The sequence below is a fragment of the Paenibacillus woosongensis genome, assembly GCF_009725165.1.
GTDB lineage: Bacteria > Bacillota > Bacilli > Paenibacillales > Paenibacillaceae > Fontibacillus > Fontibacillus woosongensis.
Window position 1 is genome coordinate 678775 of the sequence record NZ_WNZW01000002.1, and the last position, 16230, is coordinate 695004.

Consider the following 16230-nt stretch of genomic DNA (forward strand, 5'->3'; position numbering starts at 1 on the left):
CATGTCTGAAGCGGCAGTCGAAGTTGCCTTTGATCGCCATAAAAATGCACCCCCTAGAAAATTCATCGGTTAAACCAAGGAGGTTTCCAATGTATTCTAAGGGGTGCACTTCAGCCCTAATATTACTTCTTCGTTGTGTTGATCGTATTCAAGTTTTTGTCGAATCTCATACCAGGCTTGCCGATGAACACTTCTACCCCGCCGGCCATTGTGAGTGTCCGTTTGTATTCTCTAATCAGAATCGATCGGCCATCCAGCGTGAACACCTTGTCCACGTATTGCGAGACATCTTGTCCGTTATAGCCGTCATCCAATATTTTAAACAGGTTCTCCCCCTTGTTGGGCAGGAAAAATTTAAACAGCTCTCGCGCCACATAGGGAATTTTATCGGACTCCGGGTCATCCTCGCCTCCGCTCCAATATTTAAAGTAAATACTGGCTAGTACCGCGGGCTTGGTTCCTGTATTAACTCGAATAGCATATGATTCAGCTCTCTGTCCAGATGGATTGCCGTAAGGAATAAAAAACATTTGATGGAAGTATAGCTCTTCCTGGAGAATCTTTAGGTTCTTGTTCATGTCGTTAGTAGCCTTGGATTTAATCTTTGGCGGCATCCAGCCGTAAGGAGGCTTATAGGGCAGATCGTATGCCGGCTTGCTTGCCGGGATTTTACCGACGTAAATGATTTGCTTTTGAGCTTCCTTGCGAACCTCCACGGGATATTTTGAGATACTCTGGTAGAAATCATACGGTACATACATATTGTTATTGATTTGCAGCACCGGGGCTGATATGGGCTGTCCATCCTCGGCTTTTTTCTGGGCAGTATAAATAGCTGTGGGTTTGCCGGAAACCTTGATGACAGAATCGTTCAACCTCGATTCTATGACCTGCTCGTTTGCAAGCCGGAACCGGCTCAAAGAAGAGTCCCAATTCCGAATATCTTCCACTGTGTATCCCTGCTCCATTTTTCCGCCCATTTCCCATACAGGAGTAGCGATCGGAACGTACAGAATGCCATCAACCTCATAGACGGAGCCTTGGCGAGGAAGCTCCACCCCATTCACCCGAACAACCGCCTTGCTCTCTAAGGATACAAGCTTAGACGTATCGATCGTGTTCGCCGCCTTTGGAACATCCCCTATCGTAACAACCTTATGGGTACCCTCCTCAGTAACCTGGATCGGGATATCCAATGCAGTGGAAAAGAAATCATACGGTACGTAAAACTCGCCCCGTTGACCGCCTATAGGGGTAACGGGATGCCCGCTAGCTGATTTTTGACCGGTAATCGCCAGGATGCTCTGGTCGCTTGCAACTGCAAACGCCCTGGCAGCAGCCGTTTGTATCTCCTGTTTACCAGGCATAAGAATCCTCGCTTGGCTGCCGTTATCCAGATATTCGACTTTCCCGCCGAGCCGTTCGGCGATGAACGATAGTGGAGCATACCATACGCCATCGCTCTGAAGCATCGATCCTTTCAACGGATTTCCAGCCTGATCATAAACGAGAAAACGATACGGATCGATGTGCTTGACAGCCTCTTCCTTTGCCGCTGCATGCGATGAATCGACCGCGGAGGCGATTGGAGTAAGTAGAAGGATTGACGCGATAACCATTAGAAGCACTTTTACCCTTAACTTCAAAGTTCTTAACCTCCATGTCTGCTATGTACTTTTATTTTGTCATCTGGACGAAAGACGGCCTAGATGACTAATTTATTTTATAGGAGATTTGTCCTATTTGACAACATATTCCTCATAATAAAAGTGAACCCTCCTTCTGCCGAGGAACACAAGTGCCACCACAAATAAGTTTGATTTTTATAAAAAGAGTAGGTTTATTGTAAATACGAAAGCCGCCTCTCCTTGTTATACTCTCTTCTGAAAGCGGATTCATAGAGGACTTCAATTTATAAACAGGGGGTAAGCGGGCATGAAAAAAACGACATTATTGCTGCTGACGTTCGTACTGGCATTAACTTTGACGGCTTGCGGAAGCAAGGATAACAGCGGCGGATCGACGAAAGGCGAGAAAGGCACAGTCGGAATTGCGATGCCGACGAAATCATCGGAGCGCTGGGTGAACGACGGCAACAACATGGTGAAGGAGTTCCAACAGCAGGGTTACGGCACGGATCTGCAATACGGCGAGGACGTCGTAGAGAATCAGGTATCCCAAATCGAGAACATGATCACCAAAGGCGTGGATCTGCTCGTCATCGCGTCGATCGACGGCGCGGCCATTACCGAGGTGCTGCAAAAAGCGCATGATCAAGGCATCAAGGTCATCGCCTATGACCGCCTGATCATGAACAGCGAATATGTAGATTACTACGCCACCTTCGACAACTTCAAGGTCGGCGTGCAGCAGGCCTCTTATATCGAGGAGAAGCTTGGCCTGAAGGAAGGCAAAGGGCCGTTCAATATCGAGCTGTTCGGCGGCTCGCCGGACGATAACAACGCTTATTTCTTCTATAACGGCGCGATGTCCATTCTTCAGCCGTACATCGATTCCGGCAAGCTGGTCGTGCGCAGCAATCAGACAAAAATGGAGCAAATCGCCACCCTGCGCTGGGACGGGGCTACCGCTCAGGCGCGCATGGATAATCTGCTGAGCGCTCACTATGCGACAGAGAACGTCGATGCGGTTCTCTCCCCTTATGACGGCATCAGCATCGGAATCCTCTCTTCCCTGAAAGGCGTCGGATACGGCTCCGGCAATAAGCCAATGCCGATCGTTACCGGACAGGATGCCGAGCTGGCTTCAATCAAATCAATTCTGGCCGGCGAGCAGACGCAAACGGTCTTCAAGGATACGCGCGAGCTGGCAAAGAAAGCCGTGGGCATGGCCCTCAGCATTCTCGAAGGCACGGAAGCCGAGGTCAACGATACGGAAACCTATGACAACGGCGTGAAAGTCGTTCCTTCCTACCTGCTGGAGCCAAAATCGGTAGACAAGGACAACATTGAGCAGGAATTAGTAGAGACCGGCTACTATACCAAAGAGGAATTGGGACTGTAAGTTGGTGAACGCAAACGGCATATACGGCGGTGGCCTTTCCGGCCTCCGCTGTCCTTTGTACTCGAATGGAGACGAAAGGCTTGGTGAGAACTGTGAGTGACTTCATTTTGGAGATGAGAGGAATTACAAAGACATTTCCGGGCGTCAAGGCCTTGGAAAATGTGAATTTGAAGGTCAAGGAAGGCGAAGTCCACGCCCTCTGCGGGGAGAACGGCGCCGGCAAATCCACGCTGATGAAGGTGCTGAGCGGCGTCTATCCGCATGGCTCGTATGAGGGCGATATTTTGTTCCGAGGTAAGGTATGCGAATTCAAGGATATTAAGCAGAGCGAGAGCCTGGGCATCGTCATCATTCACCAGGAGCTGGCTTTGATCCCCTATCTATCCATCGCGGAAAATATTTTTCTCGGCAACGAGCAAACCAAGCGGGGCGTCATCAACTGGAACGAAACCACCGTCAAAACAAAGGAGCTGCTGGCCACGGTGGGGCTTGAAGAATCCCCCAACACCCATGTGGTCCAGATCGGAGTCGGCAAGCAGCAGCTTGTGGAAATTGCCAAGGCGCTCTCCAAGAAGGTGAAGCTGCTCATTCTGGATGAGCCGACGGCCGCTCTCAACGAGGATGACAGCGAAAATCTGCTGAACCTGATCCTGGAGCTCAAAAAGCAGGGCATTTCCTCGATCATCATTTCCCACAAGCTGAATGAAATCGAGAAGGTCGCGGATTCGATTACGATTCTGCGGGACGGCAAGACCATTCAGACGCTGGACATGCGCAAGGATCAGGTGACGGAGGATGTCATCATCAAAGGAATGGTCGGCCGGGATCTCACAAACCGTTATCCGGAGCGTGTACCGAACATCGGGGAAAAACTGTTTGAAGTGCAGAACTGGCAGGTCGATCATCCTCAGCAGGAAGGCCGCAAAATGCTGGACGACATCAACATCCATATCCGGCGCGGCGAAATTGTCGGCGTGGCCGGACTGATGGGGGCAGGAAGAACGGAGCTCGCAATGAGTATTTTCGGCAAGTCCTATGGGAAGAACATCCAGGGCAAGCTGCTGCTGCACGGGAAGGAGATCCGGCTGAACGATATCAGCACCGCGATCCAGCATGGCATCGCCTACGTGACGGAAGATCGCAAGGACTACGGTCTCGTGTTGATCGACGATATCAAGCGGAATATTTCTCTCGCCAATTTGAGCAAGCTGTCCCGCCGCGGTGTGATTAATGAGAGCGAAGAAGTGCTGGTCGCCGAGGAGTATCGGCAGAAATTAAAGATCAAGACGCCAAGCATTCTGCAGAAAACGGTCAATTTAAGCGGAGGCAACCAACAGAAGGTCGTCCTCAGCAAATGGATCTACGCGCAGCCGGAAATTCTCATTTTGGACGAACCCACCCGCGGCATTGACGTCGGCGCCAAATACGAAATCTATTCCATCGTCAATCAGCTGGCGGATGAAGGCAAAGGCATTCTGTTCATATCCTCGGAGCTTCCCGAACTGCTCGGCATGTGCGACCGTATCTATGTCATGAGCGAAGGACGCATTACCGGTGAAGTCCAGCGCGAGGACGCCACCCAGGAAGTACTGATGAAATCCATGACTCGAGGCAGGGGGTAAGGAGATGCAAATGATTAGCGAGCTTTTCAAAAAAAATATCCGCCAGTACGGCATGATTATCGCTCTTGTATTCATCACGGTCTTATTTCAAATTCTAACCGACGGCATTCTGCTGAAGCCGCTTAACGTAACCAACCTGATATTGCAAAACAGTTACATTCTCGTGCTGGCCATCGGGATGGTGCTGGTCATCATTACGGGACATATCGACCTGTCGGTCGGCTCCATCGCGGCGTTTATCGGGGCGCTGGCGGCCATCATGATGGTCGACATGCAGCTGCCTCCCTTTCTCGCCGTTATTATATCGCTGGGCGTCGGGGCGCTAATCGGCGCGTGGCAGGGCTTCTGGATTGCTTATGTAAGGATTCCCGCTTTTATCGTCACCTTGGCCGGGATGCTGCTGTTCCGCGGTCTAACCATGATTATTCTGAACGGCCAATCGATCTCGCCGTTTCCGAAGTCGTTCCAGAAGATCAGCTCCGGATTTCTGCCGGACTGGTTCGGAGGCGAGAGCATTCACATCCTGACGATCGTCCTTGGCGCCATCCTCTCCCTGCTCGTCATTTGGCAGGAATGGAAGGAGCGCCAGACACAGATCAAATACAATTTCGAGACCGCACCGCTGTGGATTTTCCTAGCCAAAGTGATCTCCCTTGTCGCGATCGTCAACGTCTTTACCTATGTGCTCGCTACCTATAACGGGATTCCGAACATTCTCGTCATCCTGTTCGTACTCATCGTCATCTACTCCTTCGTCATGAACCGGATGATCGCCGGACGCCATATTTACGCGCTGGGCGGCAATGAGAAAGCCGCCAAGCTGTCCGGGGTCAAGACGAAGAAAGTGACCTTCTGGGTTTTCGTCAATATGGGCGCGATGGCGGCGTTATCCGGACTCATCTTCGCCGCACGCCTCAACTCGGCAACGCCTAAAGCGGGCACGAACTTCGAGCTGGATGCGATCGCAGCCTGCTTCATCGGCGGCGCTTCTGCTTCCGGCGGCATCGGCACCGTCATCGGTGCAATTATCGGCGGCCTGGTAATGGGCGTCATGAACAACGGCATGTCCCTGATCGGCCTTGGGGTGGATTGGCAGCAAGGCATCAAAGGGCTTGTCCTGCTCCTGGCCGTGGCCTTTGACATCTATAACAAATCGAAAACGAATTAAGTGCGATTTGCAGCCTGCAGGTGTGCAGTCCTCTGAAAAAGCTTCACTCTTTGTTAAAGAGTGGGGCCTTTTTTTTATGCTACAATTGGGTATATATGGATAACTATTAGGGATAGCGGGGGATTCTTTTGTCGAACTCGACCATTACGAAGGGAGCCTTGGCCCATGCTTTGAAGCAAACCATGCAGGAGCTTCCCTTAAACAAGATCACTGTAAAGCAGCTCGTAAGCCGCTGCGGGGTGAATCGGCAAACGTTTTACTACCATTTTCAAGATATCTACGATTTGCTCGGTTGGATTTATGAGACGGAGGCCGTGGGCAACCTCGCCGAATATCGCAGTTACGATACGTGGACGCACGGGTTATATACGATTTTCACCTATATTGAGAGCAATAAATCCTTCTGCCTGAACACCCTTCATTCCCTGGCTCGAAGTCAACTGGACTCCTACTTGTATGCTGTCACCTATGACCTGATGATGGGCGTCGTGGAGGAGGTAAGCCGCGGCATGCATGTTGCCGAAGAGAATAAGAAATTTCTCGCCAACTTCTATACGCTGGCCTTTACCGGGCTTGTCACTCAATGGATGCAGCAGGGAATGAAGGAAGAGCCGGCTTTGATCGTGGAACAGTTAAGTGAACTGATGCAGGGTAATTTTGAACGGGCCTTGCAGCGTTATAGGCAGAAAATCTAGACATTACCATGCACATGTTCAAAAATGATACAGCACCCGCCAATTGTCAATTTTCTATAAAAAGGAAATCCTGTACATTTAAATTGTCTTACTCTAGATGTGCTGAGGTTGTTATCAAAATCTACGAGGGCGGGGATGAATAGTATGGGCACTTCCAGTAACCAGGTGTATTTTGTCGGAGGAGGAATCGCGTCATTAGCTGGGGCGGCATTTCTGATCAGGGATTGCGGTTTTCCAGGACGGCAGATTCATATTATCGAAGAGCATAAGGTACTCGGAGGAAGCAACGACGGCGCCGGGGACCATGAGCATGGCTATGTCATCCGGGGCGGCAGAATGCTGAACGATGAGACATATGAGAATTTATGGGACTTGCTGAGCTCGATCCCCTCTCTCGATGATCCGAGCCAATCAGTAAGGGATGAGATTATGGCCTTTGATATGGCGCATCCTACGCATTCCCGGGCCAGGCTTGTGAACAAAGATGGTGAAGTGGAGGATGCGGCCTTTATGGGATTTGACATGGGAGATCGTATAGCCATGGCCAAGCTCATCATCACACCGGAGAAGCAGCTAGGCCGGCTGCGGATTAACGAATGGTTTGGGGCTCATTTTTTCCAGACGAATTTCTGGTATATGTGGGCGACAACCTTCGCCTTTCAGCCCTGGCACAGCGCAGTCGAGCTCAAAAGGTACATGATCCGCTTCATGCACGAATTTCCGAGGATTCATACGCTTGAAGGCGTCACGCGTACGCCTTATAACCAGTACGACTCGATCATTCTTCCGCTGCAACGGTATTTGCAGGAGCATGGTGTTGATTTTGAAATGAATTGCACGGTGACGGATTTGGATTTCCAAGCGGGGGATGGCATTACGGTGACACGCATGCACTATGTAAAGGATGGAGCGGAGCGTGCGCTCGATTTGACGGAGGAGGATTTGGTCATTGTCACGAACGGCTCGATGACGGAAAGTTCCAGTCTTGGGTCGATGACAGCCCCTCCACAGCTAAACGGCAAGGGCAGCTCATGGCAGCTATGGGATCGGATCGCGGCGAAGAAGCCAGGGCTGCTCGGTAATCCCGCTTCCTTTGATGATCACATCGATGAATCCAAATGGGAATCGTTTACCGTTACCTGCCAGAGCTCCCGCTTCTTCGATCGGATGGAGAAGTTTTCGCGGAATAAAGCCGGAAGCGGAGCTTTGGTGACCTTTAAAGATTCCAGCTGGCTCATGTCCATCGTGCTGGCTCATCAACCGCACTTCCGCAACCAGCCTAAGGATGTAAAAGTGTTCTGGGGTTATGGCTTGTACCCGGATCAAGTGGGGGACTATGTGAAAAAAAGAATGTGTGACTGCACCGGAGAAGAAATTTTCACGGAGCTGCTGCATCATTTGAAATTCGAAAATGAGTTGGATGAGCTTATCCGCTCCGCAAACTGTATTCCCTGCATGATGCCGTATATTACCGCGCAATTCATGCCCAGAACGCCCGGCGACCGCCCTCAGGTCGTTCCTCAAGGCTCAACGAACCTGGCTTTGATCGGTCAATTCTGTGAAATTCCCGATGACGTTGTTTTTACAGAGGAGTACTCCGTCAGGACAGCTAGAATCGCTATCTATCAACTGCTGGGAGTGGACAAACCAATCCAGCCGATCAACCGGTATCAATATGATATACGGACTCTACTTCAGAGCGCCGCAGCCTCTTTCCGTTAGATTTCACAGGAAGGCTGAGACAAATCTCAAGAAGCCGATTGCTTCAGGCAATCGGCTCTTTTCTCCGCAAATAATCATACATGACTTCGTTATAGCGATTGATCAGCCGGTCAAGTTCCATAGACTGCCTCAGCACCCGCGTATCCCGCAGGCCGTATTGCTCCGCAAGCTGCCCAAGCTGACGCCGTTCTTCTTCAATTCTATGTTTAATATAATTGGATTTTAATTTCTGCACAAAAAACACCACCTAATGAATATATTAGTATAGGTTGACAAATATACCCATTATACGTTTTTCGATAACTTTTATTTGATGTATAAAGAGCCCGAAGCCTGCAAGGCCCCGGACTCTCTTTATGTTCCATTTTCAAACCATATGTATAGACAACTTAATTTTATTAACTTTGAAGCTTAGGATTGGAACCATATTTATTGTCGCCTGGCTCGCTATCTTGGCACATGAACACAATTAGAACAATCGCACCAATTAGAGGAATAAAGCTTAGCAGAATCATCCAGCCGCTTCTTCCCGTATCATGCAATCTCCGCATAGCAACCGCGAGACTTGGCAATAGAACAGCCAGTGAATAAACGTAGGACAGAATTGTATCCAAGCCTATTAACCCACCGATAAAGCCAAGAACTAACGAAGCAATCATGTTGAATAGAATAAACATCCAGTATTCTTTACGGCGCGCGCTCCCTTCAAATCCGACATAGTTTTTGAGAACCTTTAAATACCACTCCACTAACGTCACCTCATAAAAATAGTTTTGTTGCGACAATTCGCACAAGGATATATCGGTTTAATAGATTCATTTCTTTATAGAAAACATACTGTTTTTTGCAAAATCAATAAAAAAATCATGAAAGGATTGCCTGGGTTAAATCCCAAGCAATCCTTCGCCACCACCTATGATAAAGAATAAGCTAAATCATGCCTCATTCAACGCTCGCAGCAAGGTGTGCCGGTTATAGCGAACCAGATGCGCCTCGCGAAGACTCTCCGTAAATAAATCTTCATCGACGCCAAGCTCCTCCAGCGTAGAAGGACCCCCAGCAAGAACGAGCAATTCCCGGATCCTCGATGCGGGCGGCACCTCGGCCAGCCATTCCCGAATCTGGTCACCGTGCTCAAGCAGCGCCTTCGGCTGCCGTCCCGGGAATTTGCCTTCGTCCACGGCCGCGTGATACAAGCGGGAAATTTCGGCACACGCGACGCCAACCTTAGCCCCGTGAAGCAGTGCCCGATTTCCGCGGCGCAAATAGGCCATCTCCCAATGATGAGATAAATGGTGCTCTGCACCGGAAGCCGGATGAGACTGCCCGAACAGCAGCATCGCAATGCCTGATTCGATCAAGGCCGTCATCAGGATGCGAATCCCTTCCTCTGTCCGCTCTCCGATCTCCGCAGCATGCTGGATGCAGGAATTAAGCGCCTGCTCTGTAATGACTGCAGCCTGTTCGCTGTAAGGCTCTCCCCCCGTAAGGCGGGATACCTTCCAATCAAACAGAGAGGTATATTTGCCCAGCATATCCCCGAAACCAGCCGCTACCAGCGGCTGCGGCGCCTTCATAAGAACGTGCACATCGGCAAATATGGCTATCGGCGGAACAGCCGCCACTGTTTTCTTCATCCCGCGAATAATCAGCGGCGCGCCCGCTGAGGTAAAGCCGTCCACGGACGGAGCCGTCGGAATTGATACAAACGGAATTCCCGTCTTATGACTCGCGAAACGTACGATATCATGGATCGTTCCGGCACCGACCGCAATAAGCCCATCCGTGGTGCCAGGATCTACTTCAAGCAGCAGCTGCACAACAGCTTGCTCGTCGGCGACGACATCGCCGGCCGCATTCGGCTCCAGAAGACATAGCTTTGTCTTCAAGCCCTGGGATTGGAGACTCTCTTCCAAGGCTTTCCCTGCCGCATCATAAGTATTCTGGTCGGCTACGATCACTAAGCGGTGCAGAATACGATCTCTTAGAAAAGGAACTGCCTTATAGATCGCGCCGGTCTCCAGAACGATTTTCTCCAAATGGTCTATTTCCCGGGAATTATCCATGCCGAATTTACCTCCAGTCTGACGGCATTACTCCGTAGATTTCTTGATGCTCTTGAGCCGCTTCATTACGTCGTTCTCGCCGCGGCCGAAATAATCGTGCAGCTTGCTGTATTCCTGGTATAGACGGTCATAGATTTCCACGTTCTCTGGAATCGGCTTGAACGTCTCTTCCTTCACCCGGGCCATACGCTCTGCCGCATCAAGAATCGTGTCATAACCGCCAGCCTCTTTCCCGGCAGCTACCGCCGCAAACATCGCTGCGCCAAGTGCCGGCGTTTGCTTGGAATCGGCAACGAAAATTTCGCGATTCGTAACATCCGCGTAAATCTGCATCAGCAGACGGTTCTTCTGCGGCAATCCGCCGCAAGCGTACAAGGCATCAACCGCAACTCCATTGTTATGGAAAGCGTCGACGATTTTACGGGTACCGAAGGCCGTAGCTTCGAGCAGGGTACGGTAAATTTCCTGCGGCTTGGTAAGCAGCGTCATCCCCAGAATCAGGCCGGTCAAATCTGTATCGACGAGAACAGACCGGTTGCCGTTCCACCAATCCAGAGCCAGTAATCCGGTTTGTCCCGGCTTATAGGCTGCAGCTTCCTTCTCAAGCCATTGATGGACGCCGATGCCTTCCTTAGCCGCCGCTTCTTTGACATAACCCGGAACCGCCTCTTCTACGTACCATTCAAAAATATCGCCTACGGCCGACTGTCCCGCCTCATATCCATACAGCCCGGGGATGATGCCATCCTCAACGACGCCGCACATGCCTTCGACCTGCTTCTCTTCCGTGCCTAGCAGCATATGGCAAATCGAGGTGCCCATCGCCATCACAAGCTTGCCCGGTGTTACAACGCCAACAGCCGGTACGGCGGCATGAGCGTCTACGTTCCCGACGGCAACTGCAATGCCCGGCTTGAGGCCCATTATTTGCGCCATATGCTCAGTCAACCCGCCCGCATTTGTGCCGAGCGGAATGACTTCACCGCGAAGCTTTGTCTCTGTAAGGTTTTCCAGCCTTGGATCCAGCGCTTTGAAATATTCCTTGCTTGGGTAGCCGTCCTGCTTATGCCAGATCGCTTTGTAACCGGCCGTACAGCTGTTGCGGACAATAGTGCCCGTCATTTGCGAGATGACCCAATCTGTCGCCTCCAGAAACATATCTGTGCGCTCATAGATTTCAGGGGCTTCATCAAGGATTTGCCATACTTTGGCGATCATCCATTCGGATGAAATTTTGCCGCCGTAACGCGGGAGAAACGCTTCTCCGCGCTCCGCTGCGATCTCGTTGATCTTATCCGCTTCCGGCTGAGCGGCGTGATGCTTCCATAGCTTCACCCAGCTGTGCGGATTATCGATGTATTGCGTATCGAAGCAGAGCGGCTGGCCCTGCCCGTCGATCGGCAGCATCGTGCATGCCGTGAAATCGATCCCGATTCCGATTACATCAGCCGGATCGATGCCAGACTCCCGGATAACCGCTGGCACGGATTTCCGCAGCACCTCCAGATAATCGTCAGGATGCTGCAGCGCCCAGTCATGCTCAAGTTTGATACCGGAGCCCGGCAGTTGTTCGTCGATAACGTGATGCGGATAAGCGGTCACGTGATCCGCCACTTCACGTCCGTTCGCTAAGTCGACCAGTACCGCGCGGCCCGATTGCGTACCGTAATCTACCCCGATGGTATACTTGTTAGCCATATGAAAAACCTCCCGTTCAATAGCGCATTATTTTTGTCCGTAATATGCCTTGGCTCCATGCTTGCGCAGGAAATGACGGTCCAGCAGCGTCTGATCCATTGGTGCAGCCTCCGGATTAAGCATCAGCATGCGTGCCGCAATCTTCGCTACTTCCTCAAGAACAACCGCGTTATGAACCGCATTATGGGCATCTTTTCCCCATACGAAAGGTGCATGGGCATGCACCAATACACCTGGCACCTGGGTCGGGTCGATGTCCGCAAACCGCTCGACAATCACGTTCCCCGTCTCCAGTTCATAAGCCCCTTCGATTTCTTCCCGGGTCATCGGCCGGGTCACAGGAATTTCTCCGTAGAAATAATCGGCATGTGTCGTGCCATAAGCTGGCAGCGCCTTTCCGGCCTGCGCCCAGCTTGTTCCCCAAGGAGAGTGAGTGTGCACAACCCCGCCGATATCCGGAAAAGACCGGTACAGCACCATATGGGTCGGAGTATCGGAGGATGGACGCAGTTTGCCCTCGACCACATTGCCCTCCAGATCCACGACGACCATATCTTCCGCTTTCAATTCCTCGTACGGCACACCGCTTGGCTTAATGACGAACAGTCCGCTTTCACGATCAATCCCGCTGACATTTCCCCATGTAAATGTAACCAGTCCGTGCTTCGGCAGCTCCAAATTAGCCTCCAGAACCTGCTGTTTAAGCGCCTCCAACATATGCGGCCACTCCTTTCCTCTCATCGTAATTCTTTACGTTGCATATCTATTACAGATACCCTGTCCTGATTAGAAGGCAGATGCAGATCTACAACTAGATCTATAAACAAGACAAGTATCCAATCCGATCAAACTGCAAACATCTAGTGTTAGATCAAACTACAAGATCAGTCAAATCAAGTTGTAAATATAGATCTAAGATGAATTCGACTGAAAATTTGGGATGCAGTCAAGGAAACACATCCCATGAACCTGTATCATCCAAGGAATTTAGGAGGTACAGCTTCGTAGGAACAGTTTACGTACTTACTCACAACATTTTTATCATTCAACTTAATAATAAATGGATTTATAGCCGTTAGTTTCTACGGTAAGAAAGGGAACATAAATTTAAATGGATTTCATGTAGTTATAAGAAGGAACATCGCCAATGATCGGACTAGATCCTTGATCTTAGTGTATAAATCCATCTAATTCCCTAAAACAATGGTTTAGAGCCTAATTAGATACCTTCATTCCATTTAATACAGCACAGTTTGGTTGGTATATGCATATAAACATACAAGCTAAATCAAAACGTATTGTACGTACAAGTTATAGGCTAGAGCCCTGGGAAACGGACCCTAGCTTTGCAATTCCACTTCTTGATTCGCCTGTTCTCTGTTATGCACGGATTCCCGCTCTACGATCTCCGGTTTAAAGACCGTGTCTTCAACCACCAGTCCCTGCTCAATCATCCCGATGAGCTGCCGGGCTGCCAGCTCGCCCATCTCCGTTTTCGGATGCGTCAGCGTCGTCAGCTTCGTCCCGGAAGCGAGCGCAAGAGATGAATCGTCAAAACCGACGACCGAAACGTCCTCCGGAACACGCAGGCTGCACTGTTGAATAGCCTCCATCAGAACGACCGCCAATTGATCGTTGTAGCACACAAAGGCGGTCGGCCGGCCTTCCTCATCCTGCTGTAGCAGCTGCACCGCTTGAGTGTACGGGACTCCGTCCTTCTCCTCCGTCGTGTAAGTTACTACTCGTTGGGGAGATACACTGATCCCGAACTCCCGATGCGCCGCGAGAAAACCTTTAAGGCGATTAACCCCTTGCAGGTCATCCCGTTTAAAGAACCCGACGATAGAGGTGTGTCCCTTCTCCAGCAGATGTCGTGCAGCCAAATAGCCGCCAAGCTCGTCATCCACCTTCAGGCAAGGACATTCCAGCTCGCGATACTTCTCATTGATCATCAGGTACGGAATGCCCTTCTCCTGCAGCGACAGAAAGTAGCTTAAGTTCGGATTGCCTTCCGCGCTCTTGGTGGGCTCGATGATGAGCCCGCTCAGCGGCTGGCTGGTCATCAGCTGCAGGCTTTCCATTTCCTTCTCTTTATTGTTATCCGTGCTCGATAGAAGAAGCCGGTATCCTTTGCTTCGCAGCTCCGCCTCGGCGCCGCGGACGATATGCGGAAAGATATAGTCCGAAATGTATGTCGTGATGATCCCAATCGTCTTGACCTGCTCACCCTCTCGGCGCAATGGGTTTCTCGCGAAGGTGCCTTTGCCTTGAATCCGCTCCAGCCACCCTTCCTTCTCCAATTCACCGAACGTCTGGCGCACCGTTTGCCGGCTAATGCCGAACTGTTCAGAAATCTCGTTCTCCGATGGGACCTGTTGTCCGGGCTGCAGCTTTCCCGTTTCAAACCATGACAACAGTTCATTTTTGAGCTGCATATATTTAGGAATCCGCCGATTACTCATCATTCACCTCAGCCAAATGCTCTTATTCTACCCGCTATTGTATCATAGGCCGGGGAACGCGCGGAAACAGGATCTCTCAGGCTCAGACCATTAGCGCAAGCGGTATGCCATGTCGCTCCAGCGAAGCTCGTTCTTGAACCGGCGCAGCGACGTATCCTTGTCAATGATAACAGCCTCGATACCAGCCATTTCCGCCCAATCCGACAGATTCTCGGCCGTAATGTTATAGGACAGCACCGTATGGTGAGCCCCGCCTGCCAAAATCCATGCTTCTGCAGCTTCTCTCAGCGACGGCTGCGGCTTCCAGAGTACGCGGGCAACCGGCAGCTTCGGCATCGGCTTCTCTACCTTTACCCCGTCAACAACGTTAACGATCAGGCGGAAACGGTTGCCCAAGTCTACGAGGGAAGCGTTGACCGCCGGGCCGTCTTGACCATCGAAGACGATGCGCGCCGGATCTTCCTTGCCCCCGATGCCTAGCGGGTGAACCTCGATCGACGGCTTCGTCGCAGCTATCGTCGGGCAAACCTCAAGCATATGTGCGCCAAGGATCATATGGTTGCCCGGCTCGAAATGATACGTGTAGTCCTCCATGAAGGAAGTATTCTTGTTGTCGGCAAGCACTTTGAGCACACGGGTCAATGCGGCGGTCTTCCAGTCGCCTTCGCCGCCGAAGCCGTAGCCCGCTTCCATCAGACGCTGTACAGCCAGACCCGGGAGCTGCTTCAGACCATGCAAGTCTTCAAATGTCGTAGTGAACGCACCAAAATTACCAGCTTCAAGGAACTGTTTCATCGCGATTTCGAGACGCGCCTGATAAGCGATCGAATCGCGAACCGAACCAGGACTCAGACCTTCTTTGGTAATCGTGTATTTCTCAGCATATTCATCGAGAAGATGCTTCACTTCTGCATCGCTTACTTCGTTTACCAGCTGTACGAGATCGCCGATACCATACCCGTTCACCGACCAGCCAAGCTGGATTTGCGCTTCAACTTTATCGCCCTCAGTTACCGCTACCTCGCGCATGTTATCCCCAAAGCGCGCTACCTTTAGGCTGCGGCTCTCTGCATACGAAACGGCTGTCCGCATCCACCCGGCGATATCCTGGCGAACCTCGGCGTCCTCCCAATGACCGACAACGATTTTACGGGCAATGCCAAGACGGGCCCCGATATGGCCGTATTCCCGGTCGCCATGCGCAGACTGGTTCAGGTTCATAAAGTCCATATCGATCGTTTCCCAAGGAATGTCGCGGTTAAATTGCGTATGGAAATGAAGCAGCGGTTTCTGCAATTGGGACAAGCCGCGAATCCACATTTTGGCCGGCGAGAACGTGTGCATCCATGTAATGATCCCGGCGCAGGATGAATCACTGTTCGCTTCGACAATTAATTTATAAATTTCATCTGGTGTGGTTACAATTGGCTTAAATACGATGGATTGTGCAAACGCAGGATCTTTGTCCAGCTGCTCGGCAATGATGCGGGAATGCCCAGCTACCTCTTCCAACGTCTCAGGCCCGTACAAATGCTGACTTCCTGTTACAAACCAAAATGAATACGGTTTCAAATTCATTGCGTTAACGCCTCCCAGAGTGATTGATTTCTAAAGTAAAAATGCAATAGTTCTGCCAACTTGTATATACAATATTGTTATATTTAAACCCCTTATGTTAATTGTACGTACAAGTTCTTACCTAGATTCTATAGCTGCTCCTCTGAAAAGGCAAGTATTTTTTTATCCCCATCGGTTCAAATTCCTATGTAATCT

Annotated in this window: 13 protein-coding genes; 5 read left to right on the plus strand and 8 right to left on the minus strand. The window is 50.7% G+C overall.

Annotation, left to right across the window (positions count from 1 at the left end; genetic code table 11):
- Positions 1-122: 122 nt before the first annotated feature.
- Positions 123-1646, minus strand: coding sequence for a stalk domain-containing protein (locus tag GNP95_RS09475; protein ID WP_155610572.1), 1524 nt, complete (start codon positions 1644-1646; stop codon positions 123-125).
- A gap of 289 nt (positions 1647-1935) precedes the next feature.
- Between GNP95_RS09475 and chvE the strand changes: the two genes are divergently transcribed.
- The 5 genes from chvE (at position 1936) to GNP95_RS09500 (ending at position 8231) form a co-directional block, all read left to right on the plus strand.
- Positions 1936-3024 carry a multiple monosaccharide ABC transporter substrate-binding protein gene (chvE, locus tag GNP95_RS09480; protein ID WP_155610573.1) on the plus strand — a complete coding sequence of 363 codons (1089 nt, stop codon included), beginning with the start codon at positions 1936-1938 and terminating at the stop codon, positions 3022-3024.
- A gap of 92 nt (positions 3025-3116) precedes the next feature.
- Positions 3117-4646: a multiple monosaccharide ABC transporter ATP-binding protein gene (gene mmsA / locus GNP95_RS09485; protein WP_330163354.1), complete on the plus strand. Its 1530-nt coding sequence runs from the start codon at positions 3117-3119 to the stop codon at positions 4644-4646.
- Positions 4647-4650: 4 nt separating this feature from the next.
- A complete protein-coding gene (gene mmsB / locus GNP95_RS09490; protein ID WP_155610575.1) occupies positions 4651-5814 on the plus strand; it encodes a multiple monosaccharide ABC transporter permease in 1164 nt (387 codons plus the stop codon).
- A 128-nt stretch (positions 5815-5942) separates the two neighbouring features.
- Positions 5943-6509: a TetR/AcrR family transcriptional regulator gene (locus GNP95_RS09495; RefSeq protein WP_155610576.1), complete on the plus strand. Its 567-nt coding sequence runs from the start codon at positions 5943-5945 to the stop codon at positions 6507-6509.
- Between the two features lie 144 nt (positions 6510-6653).
- Entirely contained in the window at positions 6654-8231 is a 1578-nt protein-coding gene (locus GNP95_RS09500) for an oleate hydratase (RefSeq protein ID WP_155610577.1), read from the plus strand.
- Between the two features lie 43 nt (positions 8232-8274).
- Here the strand turns inward: GNP95_RS09500 and GNP95_RS09505 are convergent, their stop codons facing one another.
- The 7 genes from GNP95_RS09505 to araA form a co-directional block, all read right to left on the minus strand.
- Complete coding sequence (locus tag GNP95_RS09505) at positions 8275-8466, minus strand: aspartyl-phosphate phosphatase Spo0E family protein (RefSeq protein WP_230873731.1); 192 nt, start codon at positions 8464-8466, stop codon at positions 8275-8277.
- Positions 8467-8629: 163 nt separating this feature from the next.
- Positions 8630-8980 carry a DUF805 domain-containing protein gene (locus GNP95_RS09510; RefSeq protein ID WP_330163355.1) on the minus strand — a complete coding sequence of 117 codons (351 nt, stop codon included), beginning with the start codon at positions 8978-8980 and terminating at the stop codon, positions 8630-8632.
- Between the two features lie 186 nt (positions 8981-9166).
- Positions 9167-10297: a sn-glycerol-1-phosphate dehydrogenase gene (locus GNP95_RS09515; RefSeq protein WP_155610578.1), complete on the minus strand. Its 1131-nt coding sequence runs from the start codon at positions 10295-10297 to the stop codon at positions 9167-9169.
- A gap of 27 nt (positions 10298-10324) precedes the next feature.
- Entirely contained in the window at positions 10325-11995 is a 1671-nt protein-coding gene (locus GNP95_RS09520; protein WP_155610579.1) for a ribulokinase, read from the minus strand.
- A gap of 27 nt (positions 11996-12022) precedes the next feature.
- Positions 12023-12712 (minus strand): L-ribulose-5-phosphate 4-epimerase, encoded by a 690-nt coding sequence (araD, locus tag GNP95_RS09525; protein ID WP_155610580.1) that lies wholly within the window; start codon positions 12710-12712, stop codon positions 12023-12025.
- 623 nt (positions 12713-13335) lie between these two features.
- Positions 13336-14457: a GntR family transcriptional regulator gene (locus GNP95_RS09530; RefSeq protein ID WP_373870961.1), complete on the minus strand. Its 1122-nt coding sequence runs from the start codon at positions 14455-14457 to the stop codon at positions 13336-13338.
- Between the two features lie 90 nt (positions 14458-14547).
- A complete protein-coding gene (gene araA / locus GNP95_RS09535; protein WP_155610582.1) occupies positions 14548-16035 on the minus strand; it encodes an L-arabinose isomerase in 1488 nt (495 codons plus the stop codon).
- Between the last annotated feature and the right edge of the window lie 195 nt (positions 16036-16230).

Bases quoted from the DNA above. Each gene is read 5' to 3' on its own strand.
- chvE (WP_155610573.1), top strand. From the start codon at position 1,936: ATGAAAAAAACGACATTATTGCTGCTGACGTTCGTACTGGCATTAACT.
- mmsB (WP_155610575.1), top strand. From the start codon at position 4,651: ATGCAAATGATTAGCGAGCTTTTCAAAAAAAATATCCGCCAGTACGGC.
- GNP95_RS09500 (WP_155610577.1), top strand. From the start codon at position 6,654: ATGGGCACTTCCAGTAACCAGGTGTATTTTGTCGGAGGAGGAATCGCG.
- GNP95_RS09515 (WP_155610578.1), bottom strand. From the start codon at position 10,297: ATGGATAATTCCCGGGAAATAGACCATTTGGAGAAAATCGTTCTGGAG.
- GNP95_RS09520 (WP_155610579.1), bottom strand. From the start codon at position 11,995: ATGGCTAACAAGTATACCATCGGGGTAGATTACGGTACGCAATCGGGC.
- araD (WP_155610580.1), bottom strand. From the start codon at position 12,712: ATGTTGGAGGCGCTTAAACAGCAGGTTCTGGAGGCTAATTTGGAGCTG.
- GNP95_RS09530 (WP_373870961.1), bottom strand. From the start codon at position 14,457: ATGAGTAATCGGCGGATTCCTAAATATATGCAGCTCAAAAATGAACTG.
- araA (WP_155610582.1), bottom strand. From the start codon at position 16,035: ATGAATTTGAAACCGTATTCATTTTGGTTTGTAACAGGAAGTCAGCAT.